Source organism: Sphingomonas sp. (assembly GCF_019635515.1).
Classification (GTDB): Bacteria; Pseudomonadota; Alphaproteobacteria; order Sphingomonadales; family Sphingomonadaceae; genus Sphingomonas.
Genome location: NZ_JAHBZI010000001.1, coordinates 1,017,923 through 1,039,148, shown reverse-complemented (window position 1 = coordinate 1,039,148; position 21,226 = coordinate 1,017,923). Strand labels below are relative to the sequence as shown.

General features: G+C 65.2%; 23 protein-coding genes and 2 pseudogenes. 12 read left to right on the top strand and 13 right to left on the bottom strand.

The genetic code is table 11. From position 1 onward, the window contains the following. Positions 1-116: 116 nt before the first annotated feature. The gene (locus KF730_RS05310; RefSeq protein WP_294092719.1) at positions 117-320 is read right to left on the bottom strand and encodes a CsbD family protein; all 204 of its coding nucleotides are present in this window, start codon (positions 318-320) and stop codon (positions 117-119) included. 92 nt (positions 321-412) lie between these two features. Here KF730_RS05310 and KF730_RS05305 point away from each other — a divergent pair, with 92 nt between their 5' ends. Further along, entirely contained in the window at positions 413-1,009 is a 597-nt protein-coding gene (locus KF730_RS05305; protein WP_294092718.1) for a class I SAM-dependent methyltransferase, read from the top strand. Positions 1,010-1,331: 322 nt separating this feature from the next. Here KF730_RS05305 and KF730_RS05300 read toward each other — a convergent pair whose 3' ends face one another. The 5 genes and pseudogenes from KF730_RS05300 to thiS all read right to left on the bottom strand — a co-directional run. After that, positions 1,332-3,485: a TonB-dependent receptor gene (locus KF730_RS05300; protein WP_294092717.1), complete on the bottom strand. Its 2,154-nt coding sequence runs from the start codon at positions 3,483-3,485 to the stop codon at positions 1,332-1,334. 22 nt (positions 3,486-3,507) lie between these two features. After that, the gene (locus KF730_RS05295; RefSeq protein WP_294092716.1) at positions 3,508-3,672 is read right to left on the bottom strand and encodes a hypothetical protein; all 165 of its coding nucleotides are present in this window, start codon (positions 3,670-3,672) and stop codon (positions 3,508-3,510) included. After that, the gene (locus KF730_RS05290; RefSeq protein ID WP_294092715.1) at positions 3,669-4,820 is read right to left on the bottom strand and encodes a PepSY domain-containing protein; all 1,152 of its coding nucleotides are present in this window, start codon (positions 4,818-4,820) and stop codon (positions 3,669-3,671) included. The genes KF730_RS05295 and KF730_RS05290 overlap by 4 nt, the downstream gene beginning before the upstream one ends. 154 nt (positions 4,821-4,974) lie before the next feature. Further along, positions 4,975-5,742, bottom strand: a pseudogene (locus KF730_RS05285) (thiazole synthase); the annotation flags it as partial. 139 nt (positions 5,743-5,881) lie between these two features. Further along, positions 5,882-6,097, bottom strand: a pseudogene (gene thiS / locus KF730_RS05280) (sulfur carrier protein ThiS); the annotation flags it as partial. A 239-nt stretch (positions 6,098-6,336) separates the two neighbouring features. On the opposite strand from thiS, the gene aroQ reads away from it, so the two are divergent. The 4 genes from aroQ to arsC are packed head-to-tail and all read left to right on the top strand — an operon-like array spanning position 6,337 to position 8,988. Beyond that, positions 6,337-6,771: a type II 3-dehydroquinate dehydratase gene (gene aroQ / locus KF730_RS05275; RefSeq protein ID WP_294092713.1), complete on the top strand. Its 435-nt coding sequence runs from the start codon at positions 6,337-6,339 to the stop codon at positions 6,769-6,771. 33 nt (positions 6,772-6,804) lie between these two features. Then, complete coding sequence (accB, locus tag KF730_RS05270) at positions 6,805-7,293, top strand: acetyl-CoA carboxylase biotin carboxyl carrier protein (RefSeq protein WP_294092711.1); 489 nt, start codon at positions 6,805-6,807, stop codon at positions 7,291-7,293. Between the two features lies 1 nt (position 7,294). After that, positions 7,295-8,656: an acetyl-CoA carboxylase biotin carboxylase subunit gene (gene accC / locus KF730_RS05265; protein WP_294092710.1), complete on the top strand. Its 1,362-nt coding sequence runs from the start codon at positions 7,295-7,297 to the stop codon at positions 8,654-8,656. Continuing rightward, positions 8,653-8,988 (top strand): arsenate reductase (glutaredoxin), encoded by a 336-nt coding sequence (arsC, locus tag KF730_RS05260; protein ID WP_294092708.1) that lies wholly within the window; start codon positions 8,653-8,655, stop codon positions 8,986-8,988. Before accC ends, arsC begins: the two co-directional genes overlap by 4 nt. Positions 8,989-8,999: 11 nt before the next feature. Here arsC and KF730_RS05255 read toward each other — a convergent pair whose 3' ends face one another. Beyond that, complete coding sequence (locus KF730_RS05255; protein WP_294092707.1) at positions 9,000-9,737, bottom strand: hypothetical protein; 738 nt, start codon at positions 9,735-9,737, stop codon at positions 9,000-9,002. A 162-nt stretch (positions 9,738-9,899) separates the two neighbouring features. Between KF730_RS05255 and KF730_RS05250 the strand changes: the two genes are divergently transcribed. Beyond that, a complete protein-coding gene (locus KF730_RS05250) occupies positions 9,900-10,325 on the top strand; it encodes a hypothetical protein (RefSeq protein ID WP_294092706.1) in 426 nt (141 codons plus the stop codon). 100 nt (positions 10,326-10,425) lie between these two features. Next, positions 10,426-12,645, top strand: coding sequence for a phosphoribosylformylglycinamidine synthase subunit PurL (gene purL, locus KF730_RS05245; RefSeq protein ID WP_294092705.1), 2,220 nt, complete (start codon positions 10,426-10,428; stop codon positions 12,643-12,645). Here purL and KF730_RS05240 read toward each other — a convergent pair whose 3' ends face one another. Both KF730_RS05240 and KF730_RS05235 read right to left on the bottom strand, forming a co-directional pair. Further along, positions 12,646-13,011 carry a hypothetical protein gene (locus KF730_RS05240; RefSeq protein ID WP_294092704.1) on the bottom strand — a complete coding sequence of 122 codons (366 nt, stop codon included), beginning with the start codon at positions 13,009-13,011 and terminating at the stop codon, positions 12,646-12,648. It abuts the gene before it with no gap. Beyond that, complete coding sequence (locus KF730_RS05235; protein ID WP_294092703.1) at positions 13,008-13,319, bottom strand: hypothetical protein; 312 nt, start codon at positions 13,317-13,319, stop codon at positions 13,008-13,010. The genes KF730_RS05240 and KF730_RS05235 overlap by 4 nt, the downstream gene beginning before the upstream one ends. 190 nt (positions 13,320-13,509) lie before the next feature. On the opposite strand from KF730_RS05235, the gene KF730_RS05230 reads away from it, so the two are divergent. The 5 genes from KF730_RS05230 (at position 13,510) to KF730_RS05210 (ending at position 17,107) form a co-directional block, all read left to right on the top strand. After that, entirely contained in the window at positions 13,510-13,947 is a 438-nt protein-coding gene (locus tag KF730_RS05230) for a hypothetical protein (protein ID WP_294092702.1), read from the top strand. Beyond that, complete coding sequence (locus tag KF730_RS05225; RefSeq protein WP_294092700.1) at positions 13,944-15,170, top strand: DUF418 domain-containing protein; 1,227 nt, start codon at positions 13,944-13,946, stop codon at positions 15,168-15,170. Before KF730_RS05230 ends, KF730_RS05225 begins: the two co-directional genes overlap by 4 nt. A 77-nt stretch (positions 15,171-15,247) precedes the next feature. Next, the gene (locus KF730_RS05220; protein WP_294095732.1) at positions 15,248-15,418 is read left to right on the top strand and encodes a (2Fe-2S)-binding protein; all 171 of its coding nucleotides are present in this window, start codon (positions 15,248-15,250) and stop codon (positions 15,416-15,418) included. Positions 15,419-15,522: 104 nt separating this feature from the next. Continuing rightward, the gene (gene bfr, locus KF730_RS05215) at positions 15,523-16,008 is read left to right on the top strand and encodes a bacterioferritin (protein ID WP_294092698.1); all 486 of its coding nucleotides are present in this window, start codon (positions 15,523-15,525) and stop codon (positions 16,006-16,008) included. 91 nt (positions 16,009-16,099) lie between these two features. Then, complete coding sequence (locus KF730_RS05210) at positions 16,100-17,107, top strand: phage tail protein (protein ID WP_294092696.1); 1,008 nt, start codon at positions 16,100-16,102, stop codon at positions 17,105-17,107. Between the two features lie 18 nt (positions 17,108-17,125). Here the strand turns inward: KF730_RS05210 and KF730_RS05205 are convergent, their stop codons facing one another. The 4 genes from KF730_RS05205 to KF730_RS05190 form a co-directional block, all read right to left on the bottom strand. Beyond that, complete coding sequence (locus KF730_RS05205) at positions 17,126-17,578, bottom strand: Hpt domain-containing protein (protein ID WP_294092695.1); 453 nt, start codon at positions 17,576-17,578, stop codon at positions 17,126-17,128. A gap of 87 nt (positions 17,579-17,665) precedes the next feature. Beyond that, complete coding sequence (gene der, locus KF730_RS05200) at positions 17,666-19,033, bottom strand: ribosome biogenesis GTPase Der (RefSeq protein WP_294092694.1); 1,368 nt, start codon at positions 19,031-19,033, stop codon at positions 17,666-17,668. A gap of 123 nt (positions 19,034-19,156) precedes the next feature. Next, positions 19,157-20,479: a PQQ-binding-like beta-propeller repeat protein gene (locus tag KF730_RS05195; RefSeq protein ID WP_294092692.1), complete on the bottom strand. Its 1,323-nt coding sequence runs from the start codon at positions 20,477-20,479 to the stop codon at positions 19,157-19,159. Then, complete coding sequence (locus tag KF730_RS05190; RefSeq protein ID WP_294092691.1) at positions 20,476-21,186, bottom strand: tetratricopeptide repeat protein; 711 nt, start codon at positions 21,184-21,186, stop codon at positions 20,476-20,478. The genes KF730_RS05195 and KF730_RS05190 overlap by 4 nt, the downstream gene beginning before the upstream one ends. Between the last annotated feature and the right edge of the window lie 40 nt (positions 21,187-21,226).

Sequence of the window (21,226 nt, the reverse complement as noted above, 5' to 3'; positions counted from 1 at the left end):
GGTGCCGCGGTGGAGTCATGCGGCAGGATGAGAAAAAGGCCGCTTCGCCAATGGGAAACGGCCTCTTTCTGCGTTGCCGGCACAGCTTGTTCGGGAGGGGGCCGGCGCCGGCTCAATCAGATGTCGTCGCCGAGCGCGCCCTTGACCTTGCCGATGAACTGCTCGCCCTTGCCCTTGAGTTCCTGGGCCTTGCCCTCGGCAGCGAGCTTGTCGTCGGCATGGGTGCGCTGGGGATCGTCGGCATCGCCGGCCATCGCCTGCTTGGCCTTGCCGACCATCTCGTTGACGTTGCCCTTGATCTTGTCGGTGAGTTCACCCATGATTTTCAAACTCCTGGCACGATCCCGGCGCAGGGGGCGCCGGCCATTCTCGTCCAGCTTCAACACTTTATGCGCGGCGGGGGTTCCACATGATGCCCGACCGGATTGCGGAACATTATGAGCGCCACGCGCACGCGTTCGACGCGGCGCGGCGGCGCAACTTCGTCGAGCGCTTCTGGCTCGACCGCTTCCTGCTCGGGGTGGCGAAGGGCGGCCATATCCTCGATCTCGGCTGCGGCGCGGGCGAGCCGGTGGGTCGCTATATGGTCGACAGGGGCTATCACATCACCGGCGTCGACGTCTCGGCCAAGATGATCGCGCTCTCGCGCACCCGCTTCCCGCGGCACATCTGGCTGCATACCGATATGCGCAAGGCGGTGATGAGCCGCCGCTTCGAGGGGATATTGGCGTGGGACAGCCTGTTTCACCTGGGACACGACGACCAGGCGGCGATGATCGCCAGGATGGCGAACTGGCTGGAGCCGGGCGGCGCGATGCTGTTCAACACCGGCCCGGCGCGCGGCGAGGCGATCGGCACGCAATTCGATGAGGATATCTACCATGCCAGCCTGGCGCCGTTCGAATATCGGGCGCTGTTCGAGGAACATGGGCTGATGGAGATCGACTTCGTGCCCGACGATCATCATGTCGGCGGGCGCAGCGTGTGGTTCGTGCGGCGGGGGCATTGAGCGCGGGGGCCAGTGAGGGGCGCGACCGCGCCCCTGTGATCGGCGCAGCAGGCGCGAATGTTCCCCAATGTTCGCACTGACCATGGGCTTCTCGCTTGCCCCATCCAGCCTGAAATAACAGCGGGCGGGAGACCTCGCGATCTCGCAAGCGCTTCAGGAAGGGACCGGACGAGTCAGAAAGCGGCGGCGCAGCGCGTCGCGGGGACGCGCGAAACAGGCGAAATCCTACATGGCAACAGGATCGCGCGCTGGGCCGCCGAGCCACGGCTGGTGCGGGGAAAAAATGGGCGGACCCGGCGAACCGGGCCCGTCCATCCCCCTTTTAGAAATCGATCGAGGCCGAAGCCTTGAACGTGCGCGGCGCGCCCTGGAGCAGCGCCGCGTTGAAAACGTCGAACGCCGATGCCCAGTAGCGCCGGTTGGCGACGTTATCGACATTGACCCGCAGCGTCAGCGGCGTGGCGCCGAGAATCGCGACGTAGCGCGCGCCGAGATCGAAGCGGGTCCATTCCGGGATTTCCAGCGTGTTGGCGATGTTCACCATCTGCCTGCCGGTGTGCACGACGCGGCCGGTGAGCGTGAAGCCGGTATCGGCGACATCCCACTCGATATTGGCGTTGGCGGTATAGTCCGGCACGCCGACCGCCTTGTTGCCCTGGTTCACCCCACCCGCGGAGCGGCGCAACCTGGCATCGTTGATCGAGGCGCCGGCAATCACGCGCAGACCCTTGGTCAGTTCGCCGTCCAGGCTCAACTCCACGCCGCGATTGCGTTGCACGCCGTTGGTGCCGAAGCGCGAAAAGCCCGGACGCGCGGGATCGGCCACCGCATAGGCGCTGGGCCGATCGATCTGATACGCCGCGAGGCTGGCGTTGAAGCGGCCGAAATTGAGCTTGCCGCCGATTTCGTACTGCACGGTCTTGAACGGCGCCAGCACCTCGCCCGAATTGCTGAGCAGCGGGTCGATCGGCGCGGTATCGCCCTGGACCAGGCCCTCGATCCGGTTGGCGAACAGCGACAGGCCCGCAGCGGGCTTGACGACCACGCCGACCACCGGCGTGACCGCGCTTTCATCGTACACGCCGGTTTGCGCGCCGCCCGCGCTCGAATAGCTGATCACCTTGATCTTCTGGAGGCGAAGCCCGCCGGTGACGAGCAGGCGATCGTCGAAGAAACCGACCGTGTCCGATACGAACATGCTGCCGAGGCGCGTGCGCGAGATCGGATACGGATCGGCGAGGTTGCCGCCGACCAGCGTCGATGCCGGCAGCGCCACGGCCGGCGTGTTGTAGATATTGGTCGCATAGCCCGCAAAGCCCGGACCGTAGAGGAAATCATACGCGTTGCGATTGACCAGCCAGCTATACGATCCGCCGAAATTGATCTCATGGGTGATGCCGGTGCCGAGCTTGACACGCATGCCGACGGTCGCGGCTTCGTTATTGTCGGTGCGCGGCACGTACAGCGCATTGCCATTGGCGGCACCGGTGACCGCATCGAGCACGGTTATGCCGTCATAGATGCCCCGCTCGGAGCCGTCGCGCGCGCCGTAAGAGGCGTAAAGCATGGCATTGTCGGCGACATCCCATTCGCCCTTCACCACGCCGAACACGTCGCGCAGCGTGGTATAGCTGAACGCCTGACCGTAATTATGGTCGGCGGCCGGGACGCGCGGGATAACCGCGGTGCCGATGGTGACCTTGGGACGCAGGTTGCGGACCCTGACGCGCTGGTAGGCGAGATCGAGCGACAGGCGGACATCGGCGCCCCGGTAATCGAGCGCCCCGCCGATCACCGCCGTTTGGCGAAATTCATCGTCGATCGAGATGTCGCCCGAGCGGAACGCGCCATTGACGCGAAGGCCCCAGGCACCATCGGCGAAGCGCCGCGACACATCGAAGGCACCGCCAAAATGCTGGCTCGACGTGTAGTTGACGGTGGCGCGGTTGAGGTCGCGAGCGCCGGCGCGCTTGAGGATCAGATTGACGTTGCCGCCAAGGCCGCTGCCGCCGGGCGCGGCGCCATTGAGGAAGGCGCTGGCGCCGTTGAGCACCTGGACGCTCTCATAGAGCTCGGGCGCGATCAGCTGGCGCGGGGCGATACCGTACAGGCCGTCCAGTCCGACATCGTCGCCGTACAATGTGAAACCGCGAACCACGAACTGCTCGGCGGCATTGCCGAAGCCGTATGACGTGCGGATCGAGGGGTCGTTCTCGAGCACCTGGCCCAGCGTTTGCGGCTGCTGGTTGAGGATCAGCGCCGCATTGTAGCTCTTAATGCTGAACGGCACGTCCTCGGCAGCCTTGTCGCCCAGCGCGCCAAGGCTACCGCCGGGCGTCACTTCGGTCTGGTTGTCGCGCTGCGCGGTGACGAGGATTTCGTCGCCACCGACGCGCTCAGCATCCTGAGCGAACGCGGGCATGGCGAGCGCCAGCGCCGAGGCGGTGGCGGCAAGACGGAAAGTGAGACGAAACATCATTAAGCCTTTCGATGTGAAATCAGGTGCGCTTGCCGCGCATCGCCCAGGCGACGGCTGCAACCGGTAACGACAGGGCAAAGCACGCCAGCGCGTCGCGCAGGCCATCGCCGGTGAGTGCGACGACGAGCCCGAACAGGGTGGCGGCGGCGAGGATTGCCGGAAGCGCGAAGGTCGAGCGGGTCATGCCGCTGCGGCTCCGCCGGTCTCGACCTCGCGCACGCGCCGCTCCAGCGGCGCGCGGCGCTTGCCCAGCCACAGATACAGGCCGGTGCCGAGCACATAGAGGGTGAAGATGTCGAGGATCGCCCACAGGATCTTGAGCACCAGCCCACCATAGTCGCCAAAATGCAGCGGCTGCGAAAGCGAGAGCGCCTGGGTGTACCAGGGCATCGGCCGCACATCGGTGAGCGTTCCGGTCTCGGCATCGATCAAGGCGGGGGTCAGCAGCCGCTCAGTGATCGGGCTGTTTCCCTGGAAGAACACCGCATAATGATGCTTGCTACTATAGGAACCGCCGGGGAAGGCGATGAACTGCGGATTGGCATTGGGGAGCGCCTTGCGCGCCTCGGCCATCGCCTTGTCGAGCGAGCCGTAGCGGGACGGCGGCAGCGGCTCGCGATCCGCATGGCTCCTGGTCATGTCGGCAAGCTCGCTCATTCGCCATATGCCGATGATCGGCGTCGCAAGCGCATTGATCACGCCGGTCACGCCGACGACGGTCATCCACATCAGCGCGACGATGCCGAGCAGGTTGTGGTAGTCGAGCCACTTCACCCGCTTGCTGCGGCCGGTACGTAGCGTGCCGAAATCGAGCTTGCGCATGAACGGGGCGTAGAGAACCGTACCGGATACCAGCGCGACGACGAACAGCACACCCATCGCACCGAGGAACAGCATTCCCCCCAGGCCCAGGAACATATCGGTATGCAGCTGGAGGATGAAATGCATCACCCCGCTTTCATCGACGGCGCCGGTGGTCGTGCCGGTCGAGCGATCGAACAGCTGCAGCGTCATCGCGCTAGCCGGGGCGTCGGGCGCCGGGCCGGTGGTGACCGTCAGCACCGGCGACGCGTTGTCGAACGCCATGAACAGTGGCACCTCGCCCGGCCGCGCGGCGAGCGCCTTGGCCAGCATGGTATCGAGCGGGAGCCCGCCCTGGGACGAGGCAGGCGCATCCGCGGCGTAAGCCGGAGCATCACCGGTCAGCGCATCGATCTCGTCATGGAAGATCAGCGGCAGGCCGGTAACGCACAGCATCAACAGGAATATCGTGCAGACGAGACTCGTCCATTTGTGGACGAGGTACCAAGCGCGGATCGTCGAACGCTGCATTGCAGCATCGCTATACGCTCTTGCGAATCATTATCAAGAAGCGATTGCGCCTGCCGAGCGCAACGAGCGCGCCGCTAGCTGGGCCGGCGCCTCTGATAACGGATCGCGGTCCGCAAGGTGCTACGAGGCAGCAGGTGTACCGGCGTTCGCTTCGCTAGATCAGCCCCGCCAGCGGGCTGCTCGGATCGGCGTACATCCGCTTGCCCATCCGCCCGGCACGGTAGCTGAGGCGCCCCGCTTCCACCGCCGCCTTCATCGCCGCCGCCATCATCACCGGATCCTTCGCCTCGGCGATGGCAGTGTTCATCAGCACGCCGTCACAGCCCAGCTCCATCGCCACCGCCGCATCGCTGGCGCTGCCGACGCCGGCATCGACCAGCACGGGGACCTTGGCGCCCTCCACGATGAGCCGGATCGTGACGCGGTTCTGGATACCGAGGCCGGAGCCGATCGGGGCGCCGAGCGGCATGATCGCGACGGCCCCGGCATCCTCCAGCCGCCTGGCGGCGATGGGATCGTCGACGCAATAGACCATCGGCTTGAAGCCTTCCTTGGCGAGGATTTCGGTCGCGCGCAGGGTCTCGACCATGTCGGGATAGAGGGTGCGGGCCTCGCCCAGCACTTCGAGCTTGACCAGATCCCAGCCGCCGGCCTCGCGGGCGAGGCGCAGCGTACGGATCGCGCTTTCGGCATCGAAACAGCCGGCGGTGTTGGGGAGATAGGTGATCTTCTTCGGATCGATATAGTCGGTCAGCATCGGCGCCTTGGGATCGCTGACATTGACGCGGCGGACGGCGACGGTGACGATCTCGGCGCCCGATGCGGCGACGGCGGCGGCGTTCTGCTCGAAATCCTTGTATTTGCCGGTGCCGACGATCAGCCGCGAGCGGAAGGTCTTGCCGGCGACGGTCCAGGTGTCGTCGATCGTCACGGGGGCAGCGATATTCATTGGTGCGTCCATTCTTCTCGTGTTCCCGCGGAAGCAGGAATCCAGGGCCAGGCAATCGGCGGCCCGCGAAATAATCCTGGGCTCCTGCTTTCGCAGGAGCCCAAGTGCGTCAGCCGCCGCCGACGAAGTGGACGATCTCCAGTTCGTCGCCATCCTCGACCAGCACCCGATCGAGCGTCGAGCGCGGCACGACTTCGAGATTGCGCTCCACCGCGAGCTTGGCGGGAACAAGTCCCAGCTCCTCGGCAAGACCCGCAATGGTCAGCCCGGCGGCGACGCGCTTGTGCTCGCCATTGACGCGGATCGAGACGGTGCCGTCGGTGTGCATGGTATTCATGGCAAATCGCGATATAGGGACGTAATCGATAGCGCCACCCGAAAGGAGCTGTGCCTGGAAAACATGATTGCCACTGCCGCCCTTGTGGCGTTGTTCGCGGCATGTATCGTGGGGCCGGCGCTGCTAGGCGGCTGGCTTCGGCGCACCCGGTTGATGGATCCCAGACCAGCGCGTAGGCAATTGCGCACGGACGCCCGCCACATGTTTTCCCGCCGATCGAAAGATTCGCAGTGACCGATACGATCTTCGTCCTCAACGGCCCCAACCTCAATCTGCTGGGCACGCGCGAGCCCGAAATCTATGGTTCGGACACGCTGGACGACATCGCCGGGCAATTGGAAGACCGCGCCCGCGAACTCGATCTGACCATCGACATGCGCCAATCGAATCACGAGGGGCATCTGGTCGATTGGCTGCACGAAGCGCAGGCGCGCGGCGCCAGGGCGGTGCTGCTCAATGCCGGCGCTTTCACCCATACCAGCCTGGCGCTGTACGACGCGATGAAGTCGATTCGGACGCCAGTGATCGAGGTCCATCTTTCCAACCCGCTCACGCGCGAGGAATTCCGCCACGAGAGCTTTGTTGGTCGTGCCGCGCGCGGAACCATCTCAGGGTTCGGCGCGCTTTCGTACATGCTTGCGCTTGAAGCCGCCGCGCGACTCTGACAGAGCGCGCGCTTTCATCGGAAGAAGAGTCAAATGGCCGAAAAGAACGACAAGGCGGGGGCGATGCACGTAGACATCGATCTCGTGCGCCAGCTCGCCGCCGTGCTGGACGATACCAACCTCACCGAAATCGAAGTCGAGGACGGCGATCGCAAGGTGCGCGTCGCACGCACCGTGCAGGCCGCGCCGGCGATGATGCAGGCGCCGGCCTATGCGCCCGCGCCTGCCGCAGCGGCCGCTCCGGCGGCCGCCGCCACCGCACCCGCCAGCGAGGCCGCGCCGGCCTCCTTCAACGCGGTCAAGTCGCCGATGGTCGGTACCGTGTATCTGGCGCCCAATCCCGAAGCCAAGAACTTCGTCCAGGTCGGCGACAAGGTCGCCGCGGGCGACACGCTGCTGATCATCGAGGCGATGAAGGTGATGAACCCGATCCACGCCACCAGCGGTGGGACGGTGCAGGCGGTGCTCGTCGAGAACGGCCAGCCGGTCGAGTTCGACCAGCCGCTGGTGGTCGTCGAGTAGCATGCCGGAGATCAAGAAGCTCCTGATCGCCAATCGCGGCGAGATCGCGCTGCGCATCCACCGCGCCTGTCATGAGATGGGCATCAGGACCGTCGCGGTGCATTCGACCGCCGACAGCGACGCGATGCATGTGCGGCTGGCCGACGAGGCGATCTGCATCGGGCCGCCGGCGGCCGCCGAGAGCTATCTCAACATTCCCCGGATCATCGCCGCCGCCGAGATCAGCGGCGCCGACGCGATCCATCCGGGCTATGGCTTCCTCTCGGAGAACGCCAAGTTCGCCGAGATCGTCGAGGCGCACGGGATCATCTTCGTCGGGCCCAAGCCCGAGCATATCGTTACCATGGGCGACAAGATCCAGGCCAAGCGGACCGCCGGCGCGCTGGGGCTGCCGCTGGTCCCCGGCTCGGACGGCGCGATCAGCGATGTGGAAGAGGCCAAGGCGATCGCCGAGGAGGCCGGCTATCCGGTGATCATCAAGGCCGCATCGGGCGGCGGCGGACGCGGCATGAAGGTCGTGACCAACCCCGCCGAGCTCGAAGCGCAGATGCTGCAGGCGGGCAGCGAGGCCAAGGCGGCGTTCGGCGACGCCACCGTCTATCTCGAAAAATATCTCGGCAATCCGCGCCATATCGAAATCCAGGTGTTCGGCGATGGCGCGGGCAATGCCATCCATCTCGGCGAGCGCGACTGCTCGCTCCAGCGCCGCCACCAGAAGGTGCTGGAAGAGGCCCCCTCCCCGGTCCTCAAGCCCGAAGAGCGCGACCGCATCGGCGGGATCTGCGCCAGGGCGATGGCCGATATGGGCTATCGCGGCGCGGGCACGATCGAGTTCCTGTGGGAAGACGGCGAATTCTACTTCATCGAGATGAACACCCGCCTGCAGGTCGAGCATCCGGTGACCGAGGCGATCACTGGGCTCGACCTCGTCCGCGAGCAGATCCGCGTCGCGGAGGGGCATGGCCTGACGCTGCGGCAGGAAGACGTGCATTTCCGCGGCCATGCCATCGAATGCCGCATCAACGCCGAAGACCCGCGCACCTTCGCGCCGTCGCCGGGGCTGGTGAAGGGCTATCACGCGCCGGGCGGGATGAACGTCCGCGTCGATAGCGGGCTCTATGCCGGCTACAAGGTGCCACCCTATTACGACAGCATGATCGCCAAGCTGATCGTCTATGGCACGACCCGCCAGGGCGCGATCCGGCGCCTGCGGCGCGCGCTGGAGGAATTCGTGATCGACGGAATGAAGACGACGATCCCACTGCATCAGGCGCTGATCGAGGATCCCGAATTCCAGAGCGGCGACTATACGATCAAGTGGCTGGAAGAGTGGCTGGCGCGCCAGGACGCGGCAGAGGCGTGAAAGCCCGGATCTGGCACAATCCGCGCTGCTCCAAATCGCGCGAGACGCTGGCGATCCTGCAGGATGCCGGGGCCGAGGTGGAGATCGTCGAATATCTCAGGACACCGCCGGACGCGGACGAGCTGGCGCGCGTGTTCGCGCGGGGCGGGCTTTCGCCCGCGCAGGTGCTGCGCAAAAGCGAACCGGGCGCGAAGGGCCTGACCGGCGCCGATGACGCGGCGATCCTGGCGGCGATGGCCGCCGATCCGATCCTGATCGAGCGGCCGCTGGTCGAGACCGAAAAGGGCGTGCGGATGGGGCGGCCACCGGAGAGCGTGCGGGAGATACTCTAGGCTGGCGCGGATCAGGGCGCCGCTTGTTTCTCGATCCGCTTCTTCAGCCAGCCCCAGACGTCGATCGCGATCAGGATGCCCAGCATCATCAATGGAAAGGCGCGATCCAGCCAACCGCTGGCCGGTGACAGCCAGACCATGATGGCGAGGACCGGCAGGACCACATAGAATCCGCGCAGTTGGACACGGTACTTCTCGCCGGCCGCGAGCGGCCATACCGTGCCGCGGCGCTCGCGCCACCAAAGCACAAACTCCAGACCCGAGGCGCATCCCAGATTAATCACCCAAAAAATCACCAACATGTTCGATGAATCGAACCAGGGTGTGCCTGGCCTTTGAAGAAACCATGCCCCTACGACGATCACCAGGAAGCCAGCAAAGGCGATGATCACATCCGCGCCGGTGGTCGCGACGAACGGCCGTTGCTTCTCGTATCCGAACATGTCCCGTGTCGCCTCCACCGGCTCACGGAGCGGGTGGATGAGGTTTACCGCCATCACGATTCCAGCGATCGTGCCGATAACGAACGCCATTCCCCAATATTCCTGGAAGTAGAGATAGGCGGGAAGCGCCACACCAAGCAGGAGATACATTGCCAGCGCGATGGGGTTCCAATGCTGGCGCCATTTGGCGACGAATTGCTCGATGCGTTCGGCATCAAACCAATAGTCCACCTCCTGAACACGGTAGAGATAGCCGCCATCGGCCGGCATGAATTTCGATCTGAAAAGACGTTCGAATATGCCCATCCATGCCTCCTTAGCGGACGATATCATGCCAGAAGGCAGTGGAAAACGCGTATCGCGCAGCACAGGACAGGCGCGATACTCGCCGGCAGCGCGCCATGTGCTTGCCGCGATACGAAACTTTGCTAGGCTTGGGTATCAAAGTCCGCCGGTTGGGAGAGGTATATGAAGATCGTGTTGGCGGCCGCTCTAGCGGTCCTGGCGACCCCCGCGATGGCGCAGGACAATAGCGACAAGATCACCATCGATGTGGGCAAGGCACCATGGGGCAAATTCCCGCGGCTCGCGTCCCGGGTGGATCATACCGATTATGCCGCGCTGTCGCTGCTTGTCGAAGATACGTTGAGCACGCGCAAATGCAGGTTTCCCGGCCAGCAGGCCAGGCACTTCGATATCACCGTGCCCTATGCCGTGAAGATCGAGGCGGATGGCAGCTTCTCGCGCATCCTCGTATCCGATATCGGCTGCCGCCAGATCGAGCAGCTGGTCGGCTACACGGTGTTCATGCGCTCGCGCAACGGCGAGTTCGCTCCGGTCAACGACAACCAGGCGCGCTGGTATTCGGGCGAGCTCAACATCAATCTCGAATAAGCCAGCCGGTAGCTGCGGCAACGCGGAAAATCGGGGCTCGCCGCATCAAGTCACGCTCGGGTGATGACGCGCCGCGTTGCCCCCGCTATGGGCTGCGCTCATGAGCGGAATCACCCCCGAGATCGTCGCCGAGCACGGCCTGTCCCCGCAGGAATATGAACGCGTCCTACACGCGATGGGGCGTGCGCCGAACCTGACCGAGCTGGGCATCTTCAGCGTGATGTGGTCCGAGCATTGCAGCTATAAAAGCTCGCGTATCCATTTGAAAAAGCTGCCGACCGAGGCCCCCCATGTGATCTGCGGGCCAGGCGAGAACGCCGGGGTGATCGACATCGGCGACGGGCAGGCGGCGATCTTCAAGATGGAGAGCCACAATCACCCTTCGTATATCGAGCCCTATCAGGGCGCGGCGACGGGCGTGGGCGGCATTCTCCGCGATGTGTTCACGATGGGCGCGCGGCCCGTCGCCAACCTCAACGCTCTGCGTTTCGGGCGGCCCGATCATCCCAAGATGCGCCACCTGATCGCGGGCGTCGTCCACGGCATTGGCGGATACGGCAATTGCGTCGGCGTGCCGACCGTGGGGGGCGAGGTCAATTTCCACCCCGCCTATGACGGCAACATCCTGGTCAACGCGATGACCGTGGGCGTCGCCGATCAGGACAAGATCTTCTATTCGGCGGCCTCGGGCGTGGGCAATCCGATCGTCTATGTCGGCTCCAAGACCGGGCGCGACGGCATCCATGGCGCCACGATGGCGTCGGCGGATTTCGGCGAGGATTCGGAAGAGAAGCGGCCTACGGTGCAGGTCGGCGATCCGTTCACCGAGAAATTGCTGATCGAAGCATGCCTGGAGCTGATGGCCAGCGACGCGATCGTCGCGATCCAGGACATGGGCGCGGCGGGGCTGACCTCATCCTCGGTCGAGATGGCAAGCAAGGGCGGCGTCGGCATCGAGCTGATCATGGACGATGTTCCTCAGCGCGAGACCGGCATGACGCCGTACGAGATGATGCTGAGCGAGAGCCAGGAGCGGATGCTCATGGTCCTCAAGCCCGGCCGCGAGGCGTTTGCCGAGGCGATCTTCAAGAAGTGGGAGCTCGACTTCGCGGTGATCGGCACGGTTACCGACACCGGGCATATGGTGCTCAAGTGGAAGGGCGAAACCGTCGCCGATATTCCGCTGGCGCCGCTGGCGGACGAAGCGCCGCTCTACGACCGCCCGCACGTGCCGACGCCCAGGCCGGCCGAGTTGACCGATGTGCCCGAAAGCACGGACGTGGCGGCGGACCTGCTCAAGCTGATGGGCTCGCCCGACATCGCCTCGCGCCGCTGGATCTGGGAGCAATATGATTGCCAGGTCGGCGGCGATACCGTCCAGCGCCCCGGTGGCGACGCCGCGGTGGTCCGCGTCCATGGCACCCAGAAGGGCTTGGCGATCACCACCGACTGCACCCCGCGCTATTGCTTCGCCGACCCGGTCGAAGGCGGCAAGCAGGCGATCGTCGAAGCCTGGCGCAACCTGTGCGCGGTCGGCGCGACACCGCTGGCGGTGACCAACTGCCTCAACTTCGCCAACCCGCAGCGCCCCGAAATTATGGGCCAGATCGTCGGCTGCCTCGAAGGCATGTCGGCGGCGTGCCGCGCGCTCGACTTCCCGATCGTCTCGGGCAACGTCTCGCTCTACAATGAAAGCAAGGCGACCGGCGGCGGATCGGCGATCCTTCCCACTCCCGCGATCGGCGGGGTCGGGCTGCTCAAGGACTGGTCGAAGAGCTGCACCATCGCCTTCAAGGGCACCGGCGACATCATCATCGCGCTGGGCGAGCGCTCCGGCCATCTCGGTCAGTCGATCTGGCTGCGCGAAATCCATGGCCGCGAGGAAGGCCCTCCCCCGCCGGTCGATCTGATGGCCGAGCGCCGCACCGGCGCGTTCGTGCGCTCGGGCATCTGCACCGGCGCGATCACCGCCTGTCATGACGTGTCCGACGGCGGTCTCGCGGTCGCGATCGCCGAGATGGCGCTGGCGTCGGGGATCGGCGCGATCATCGATGCACCGCAGCCGTTCGGCGTGGCGGGATCGTTCTTCGGCGAGGATCAGGGGCTGTACGTCGTCACGGTCAAGGACGAGGCGCTGGCCGACTTCCTCGTCGCCGCCGACAAGGCCGGCCTCGCCGCCGATCCGATCGGCCGCACGATCAAGGACCGGCTGATCTTCGAGCTCGAGCAAGGCGATCACTGCGTCAGCCTCGACGAACTCCGCGCGGCGCACGAAGGCTTCTTCCCCGCGCTGATGGAGGAAGACGCCGCGCTCGCCTGATCAGGGCTTGCCGAAGCGCTGGAAGCTGCACTCCGCCGAACTGACCATCGCATAGACGACCGAGTCGTCGCGTTCGCCGTCGACGACCATCATGAAGACCGGCACGCCGCCCTTCTCATCGACGGCCTGGAAGGCATCGGTCTCGAACGGAGACATCTGCATGGGGGCGCCGAACTTCGTATAGGTGACGCCGCCCAGCCGCACCTCGCCGCTGGCGAACCAGGCGGGCTTGGCGGACATCTGCGCGTCCGGCGTCGCCTGGCCCCCCGTGATCTTGTGCTGCGCGCGATCATAGCCGCATGGCTGCGCCTGCGGCGAAGCGGACAGCAGCGCCGCGGGCAGGATCACTGCCCCGATGAGGATCATTGCGCGACCTGATAGGGCTGGAATTCGCAGTCTTTCAGGTCGATCAGCAGATACAGCAGGTCGGGCATGTGCGTGCCCTTCTCGCGGTAGAAATACCCGTTCCCGTAGGGCGCGTGCAGATCGACATCGCCCGGCTCCAGGACGCGGGGCAAGCCGTATTTCACGAACTTCTTGCGATCGACCGTGACCGCCTCGTCGTTGATGTACCAGGACAGCCGCGCCGCGCCGGTATGGCCGTCCTGCGGCGAGCGGACGCAGGTCGCCTGGGCGGGCGCCAAGGCAAGGGCGATCAGGCTGCTCAGGATCATGCGATTCTCCCCATGTTCAACTCCGTGCAGGCATGATGGCGCATATCAAGAAGCGAGGCTAGCTCGCACGTGCAAATGCCGTCAGGCAAAGGCCGTCGATCGGTATCAAGCTCTGCGCGGTCGCGGGACGCAAGCTGGTGACGCGCCGCGAAAACCGGTAGACAGGCGGGATAATTGGGAGGGGGACCATATGGCCGCGACAAAGCGCATCCTGATCGCCACCGGGATCGCGGGCACACTCGATATTCTGGCCGCGATGATACTCTCGATATCCGCCGGCGGCACCGTGCGCGGCATGCTGCGCAGCGTGGGATCAGGCCCATTCCCCGCCGCCAGGGAAATGGGGATGGCGGGGGCCGCGATCGGTCTGGCGACGCATTTCATGCTGATGGCGATCATGGCCACCGTGTTCGTGCTCGCCGCCGACCGGCTCGCGGCGCTCAAGCGCCAGCCGCTGATCTGGGGCGCGCTATATGGCATTGGCATCTGGCTGGTGATGTATTTCCTGGTGCTGCCGACCCGCTTCGGGGCGCCGATCCCGCATGATCCCATCGCCATCGCCAAGCAGCTGTTCTGCCACATCGTGCTGGTCGGCTGGCCGATCGCGCTGACGGCGCGGCGCGGATGAGCGCCGCTCGCCTCCAGTCACTGGATGTCGTCCGCGGCGTCGCGGTGATGGGCATATTGCTGCTCAACATCGTCGGCTTCGGCATGCCCGAGACCGCCTATTTCAATCCGCGCGCCTATGGCGGCGCGGACGGGCTCGATCTCGCGGTCTATCTGTTCAACTTCGTCCTGTTCGACGGAAAGATGCGGGGGCTGTTCTCGTTCCTGTTCGGCGCTTCGATGTTGCTGGTGATCGAGCGGGCCGAGGCCAAGGGCGAGAGCCCGGCCAGAGTCCATTTCTCGCGGATGATCTGGCTGCTGCTATTCGGGCTGGCGCATTTCTACCTGCTATGGTTCGGCGACATCCTCAACGGCTATGCGCTGATCGGGATGGTCGCCTATCTCTGCTACCGGATGCCGCCGGCGCGGCAGGTCGGGCTGGCGCTGGTGCTGCTGCTGATCGCGCTGTCGCTGTTCGTGATGATGCTGCCGGTGACGGTGCATTTCGCGCAGCTCAACCCGGCCGCGCCCGGCAATGCCGCGATGCTGCGGGATTTGACCAACGGCTTCGGGATACCGGATCCTTCGGTGATCCAGCACGCGCTGACCGCCTATCGCGGCGATTATGCCAGCGTGTTCGCGGCGCGGATCGAGGAGTATCCGGGCGGACCCTTCATGATGACCTTCCTGTTCAGCTGGGAGACGCTGGCCTATATGCTGCTCGGCATGGTGTCGCTGCGATCGGGGCTGTTGCGCGGCGAATGGGAGCCGGCGCGCTACCGGCGCTGGGCGTGGATCGCCTTCGCCATTTCGATCCCCGCCTATACCGCGCTGGCGGTGTATCTGATCAACGCCGATTTCAGCCTGTTCGCGGTCGCGCTGGTCTTCGCGCTGAGCATCGCGGTGCGGCCGGTGATGGTGTTCGGCTGGATGTGCCTGATCATCCTCCTCGCCCGGCCCGGCGGGTGGCTGACCGGGCGCCTCGCCGCGGCGGGACGGATGGCGTTCAGCAACTATCTCGGCACCAGCCTGATCTGCACCACCTTGTTCTACGGCTATGGACTGGGCTGGTTCGGCCATCTCGGCCGCGCCGAGCTCTATCTCGTCGTGCTGGCGATATGGGCGCTGATCCTGCTGTGGTCGAAGCCCTGGCTCGACCATTTCCGATTCGGGCCATTCGAGTGGCTATGGCGCAGTCTCGCGCGCGGAAGGCCGCAGACGATGTTCGGAGCCGCCAAAGACTGAACTTGCGAACGCGTCGCAATACCCTTGCGAATCACTCTCAATAGCCCTAGATGCGGGATATCGAGTGTGAGGGTTCCATGGTCGTCTGCGTTTGCAATGCAATTCGGGAGCGCGAAGTCCGCTCCGCGGCGCGCGAAGGCGCGGTCAGCGCCTGCCAGGCCTATCGGGCGCTGGGCATGCAGCCAAAATGCGGCCAGTGCGTGCCGTTCGCGCGAGCCATTATCGCTGAAGAGCGTGCTGCTGCGTAACAGTCGCAACAGCGAAAAACCGCAGAAATCCGCCATTTTTTAGCTGTCCAACGCTGCCAAGCGGGCGTATTGTCGTGCCCGGATTTCAGCGATTGGACGGGCACATGAAGGGCGACGCGAAGGTTATCGAATACCTCAACGAGGTGCTCAAGAACGAACTGACGGCGATCAACCAGTATTGGCTGCATTACCGCATGTTCGACCATTGGGGCGTCAAGCGCCTCGCCGAGTTCGAGCGCCACGAGTCGATCGACGAGATGAAGCACGCCGACATGGTCTCGGAGCGCATCCTGTTCCTCGACGGCCTGCCCAATTTCCAGCTGCTCGGGCGGCTGCGCATCGGCGAGACGGTCGAGGAAGCGCTGCGTTCGGATCTGGCGCTGGAGATCGAGGCGATCGCGGTGCTCAAGGATGCGATCGAGCATAGCGAGAAGGTGCGCGACTATGTCAGCCGCGACCTGTTCCGCCGCATCCTCGACAGCGAGGAAGAGCATGTCGACACGCTCGAGCGCCAGTTCGAGATGATCCAGCGGATGGGACTGGAAAATTACATCCAGCTCAATTCCAAGCCGGAAGCCGACGGGGAATAGGGCTCCGGCCGTTTCGGTCCGTCCCGCGATTGTAAGCCCCTTGCCAGCACATTAGCCTCGTCTCCTGCGGAAATTGCGCTGGAGATGGATGATGCCTGATATCGACAAGGGCACCGATCCGGCGCTGCCGGTGCTCGACCTGCACTACATGATGGCCGACGCCGGCGCGTTCCCGAGCCGGAGCGAGAGCTTCCGGCCCGCCGAGACCGCCGACGCGACGCTGGGGATGATCCACAGCTTCGCGGGCGATGTGCGCCGGGTGCTGGGGTCGCTCGCCGATGGCGAGGAATTCGAGATTCGCGATCGGCGCGGGGCCTCGCTCCAGCTCACGATCGGTGGGCGCTATGGTGCGCGCGACGTCCATCACATCAACATCCCCGACCTGCGCGGGTGCTTCGCGACCGGCGCCGGTGCGGTCGGCACGCCACCGGGCGCGCTCGCGGTAACCTGGCTGATCGCGCGGCTGCCCGCGGATCAATGGGGATTTGACCAGCCGGGCCTGCTGATCCCGTTCGCGGGCGATTTCGCCCCGCCGGGCTGGCTGATCGCCGATGGCCGTATGCTTGACGTGGCTGCGGAGCCGCGATTGTTCGCGGCGATCGGCGCGCGTTTCGGCGGCGACGGCGCAACCACCTTCGCGTTGCCTGATCTGCGCGGCAAGGCGGTTGCCGGAGCGGGTGCCCGCGATGGCGCGGTCCCACTGACGCCGGGCGAGACGATCGCCGCCGGCGCGGACCGCCCGGCGGCGCTGGCGCTGCATCATCTGATCGCCACGGGCGGCAGCTTCCCCGATTTCGAACGCGGCCGCGATATCGCGCACCACATGCCGTTCATCGGCCAGATCGTCGCGACCGCATCCGAAGAAGTACCGCGCGACTGGCAACGCGCCGAAGGACAGATGCAAAGCCGGACCTATGAAGCGCTTCACGCCACGCTCGGCGACAGGTTTGGCGTGACCGACACGCATTTCGCGCTGCCCGATCTGCGCGGGCGCCTCGTCCGGGGATCGGATGGCGTGCCGTCCCCGGCGCGCAAGGCGACGGCGGCGGAACTGCTCGCCAATGCCGCGGTGCGGGGAAAGGGCCGCGGCGCGCGCTAGCGGCGGGCTGGTAGTGCGTCAGTCGGCGAGGCTGCGGCGGCCGAAGGCGGGGCGGCGCGCGACCAGCGGATTGGCTTCGCGTTCGAGCATCTCCAGCGTCGATTCGAACAGCGGACGCAGCTTGACGACCTGCTCGAGCGCATTGGTCGGCGTATCGTGGCGTTCGACACACAGGCGCGCGATCGTCTCGATTTCCTCAGCCATGTCCGCAAGCACATCGGCGCCGAACTGACGTGCCTCACCCTTCAGCGTGTGCGCGGGAATCACCATCGCGGCGGCGCTTTGGCCGCGCATCGCGTCCTCGATCTGCGAGACCGACTTGACGCCGTCCTCGCGAAAATAGCCGAGAATACGCACGAAATTCGCGCCCAACTCGCTACGCGCCTGGCCAAAGCTGGCCCAGTTCACCAGAGGATCGCCGCCGATCATCGCATCTACCCCAACTCCGCACTCCAGGAGGTACGGCGTCATTATTATGAGGTGGAAGTAAACAGCAGGTTGATTTTACCGATATGGGTATTTGCGCGTAGGCAAGGATTAAGATCCTGCAGCGGAACGCTAATCCTTACTGTGATCGAACGGGTTCTTGGGCGCGCGGAGACTCAGGCGCACCGGCACCGCGCCGAAATCGAATTCCTTGCGCAGCCCGTTGATCAGGTAACGCTGATAGCTGGTCGGCAGCAGATCGACGCGGGTACCGAACAAAACGAAGCTGGGCGGGCGGGTCTTGTTCTGGGTGACGTAGCGCGGCTTGATCCGCTTGCCGCCGGGCGCCGGCGGCGGATTCGCTTCGATGGCGCGCTCGAACCAGCGGTTGAGCTGGCCGGTCGAGACGCGGCGCGACCAGGCTTCGCGCGTTTCGAACGCGACCTTCATCAGCATGTCGAGGCCCTTGCCGGTCACCGCCGAGACGGTGAGCACCGGAATGCCCTTGGCCTGTGACAGCCCCTCTTCGAGCGCGCCTTTGACGCCGTTGAACAGGCTGGAAGCGTTTTCGGCGACGTCCCATTTGTTGAGCGCGATGATCAGCGCGCGGCCCTCCTGAAGGACGCGATCGGCGATCTTGAGATCCTGCACTTCGAGCCCGCGGGTGGCGTCGAGCAGCAGCACGACGACTTCGGCGAAGTCGATCGAGCGCAGCGTATCCATCACCGAGAGCTTTTCGAGCTTCTCCTCGACGCGAGCCTTTTTGCGAAGGCCGGCGGTGTCGATCAGGCGGACCTTGCGCGGCTGATCCTCGAAATCGGTCCATTCCCAATCGACCGAGATCGAATCGCGGGTGATCCCCGCCTCAGGGCCGGTGATCAGCCGGTCCTCGCCGAGCAGGCGATTGACCAGCGTCGATTTGCCCGCATTGGGGCGGCCGACAATGGCGATCTTGAGGATGGCATCGGCCTCATCGGCGTCGTCCTCCGGCTCGTCGTCTTCACGCTCGATATGCGGCCGCAGCGCCTCGAACAGATCGGCGACGCCTTCGCCATGCTCGGCCGAGAAGGCGATCGGGTCGCCGAGCCCCAGCGCCATGGCTTCGAAGATGCCCGCCTCGCCCGCCTTTCCTTCCGCCTTGTTGGCCATCAACACCACCGGGCGATTGGTCCCGCGCAGCCAGCGGGCGATTTCCTCGTCGAGCGGCGTCACGCCGACCCGGGCGTCGATCAGGAACAGCGACACGTCCGAATCGCGCACCGCCGCTTCGGTCTGCGCACGCATCCGGCCCGGCAGGGTGGCGACATCGTCGTCTTCATAGCCGGCGGTATCGATGATGCGAAAATCGAGCCCCAGCAGTGACGCATCGCCTTCGCGGCGGTCGCGCGTCACACCCGGCTGATCGTCGACCAGCGCCAGGCGCTTGCCGACCAGCCGGTTGAACAGCGTCGATTTGCCGACATTGGGACGGCCGATAATGGCGACGACGGGCTGGGGCATGGGACGGCTATAGACTCAATTCATGGGAATAAAAGAAACGGGCGGAGCATCGCGCCCCGCCCGTTCCAAACTCTTCGCCGCCCCGGCCTTGCGCCGTGAGGGCGATATAAACAAATCCGCGCGTTACCTATACGCGCTCAGATTACCCTTGTCGTCGAGGATATAGAGCATGTTGTTGGCAACGATCGGCTGAAGCGACACCGGCGCCTTCACGTCCAGCGTCGAGATCACGCTGCCATCGGCCGGATTGACCGAAACCAACTGGCCTTGCGAATTGGCGAGGAGCAGGCGTCCGCCGGCCAGCACCGGGCCGACCCAGCTATACTCGCCCTTGAGCTTCTTCTCATTGCGATAATGGGTGAGCTGCGCCATCCAGCGGATCTTGCCGCTGCCACGCGCAATCGCCAGCAGGCGGGAATCGTCGGTGACGACGAACAGCCATTCGCCCGCCGCCCATGGCGTCGACAGGCCGGCGATATTCTGTTCCCACATGCGCTGCCCGCTGGAGAGATCGATCGCGACCATGCGCCCGCCCTGGCCAACGGCGTAAACCCGGCCCTGATCGATCACCGGCTCGGCATCGATATCGGATAGCGACGACACCGAGGTCGAGATCGAGCTGCGCGAAAGGACTTCCGCCCAGAGCGAGCGGCCGTTTTCGTAGCGATAGGAATTGAGCTCGCCCGACGAGAAGCCGGCAACCACAGTGCCGTTGGCCGAAGCCGGGGCGGCGACGCCGAACACGCCCTGGGACTCGAGGCTGGCCGAGGCGGTCCAGACGACCTCGCCCGCGCTCTGGGACAAGGCGAAAAGCTGGTTGTCCTGCGTGATCACATAGACATTGCCATTGGCCACGGTCGGTGCGCCGCGAAGCGGGCCGCCCGGACGCTTCCGCCAGACTTCGGTGCCATCGGCGACGTTGAGCGCGACAAGATCGCCAAGGCCGTTGGCGGCGAAGACATGCTCGCCATCGACGCTGGCTCCGCCACCGAAGCGCGCGGCCTTGTTGCCGTCTTCCTTGACGGTGTTGGCGGCCCACAGCTCGGCACCGGTATCGGCGGCCAGTGCGTGGACGATACCGGCGGTGTCGATCACGAACAGCTTGCCGTCCGCGACCACCGGCGAGGCGGCAAGGCGCGCGCTCTTCGAGGTCTTGGCGATCGACCTGGACCAGGCGCGGTTGAGGTTCTGCCCAAGCGTCAGATGCCCCATCGACTTGGAGGCATTGCCACCCGGCTGATTCCAGCTTTCATTGGTGACGGCTTCCGGCACCAGCACATCGACGCCCGAGAGCGAGCGATCGGCGGTGATATCGTTTTCCGACAGCAGGATCGGCACGCGCTCGCCGAGCACGGGCGTCTTCTTGCCGCCGCCCTTGAACACATTGCACCCGCTGACCAGCGCGAGCGCCCCGAGCGCCGCGGCAATCCTCACCTTGTTATTCATCGCGTGGTATTTCCCGTGGATTGATCGATGGCGTCGACGCCGAGGACGCCGGCCAGCGTGACCGCGCGCTGGCGAATGCTCTCCGGCACATTCTCGCCGCCCTGGGCGATCTGGCCATAGAGCTTGCCCGCTTCGGCGCGCTTGCCCTGCTTCAGATAGGATGCGGCGACCATCTCGCCGGCGGTGCCGAACCAGGGCGAGGTGGATATGGCGAGGCCCTTGAGCCGCTCGATCACCTGCTCGGGCTTGAGCGTGTCATATTCGTTGGAGGTCTGGCGCAGCAAGGCGAGATCGCGATAGGGCTGCGGATAGCTGGCGTCGCCGGCGACTTCGGCGAACTTGGCGGTCGCGCCCTTGGTGTCGCCCTTCTGGAGCAGCAGATTGCCCTCAGTAATCAGCGCGAGGCCGGCATAGCCCTTGCCGCTCTGCCTGGCGATCTTGTCGAACTCGGGGATCGCCTTGTCGGGCTGGTTTTCCTCAGCGAGACGCAGCGCCGCGTCAAACTGCTCGCCCTGCGTGCCGGCGGCGCTGGAAGCGCGGTGGCCGAGATAGAGGTACAAGGCGAGCGCGGCGAGCGCGGCGATGACGCCGCCGATGATCCAGCGGCCATAATCGCGCCAGATGCTGAGCAGCCGGTCGCGGCGATACTCCTCATCGACTTCGCGCAGGAAGCCATCGTCTGTCGTGCCGGAGGGGGGAAGCGCCAAAATCTACTCCATCGGTCTCGTAGCGCGCGGACCTCGATCC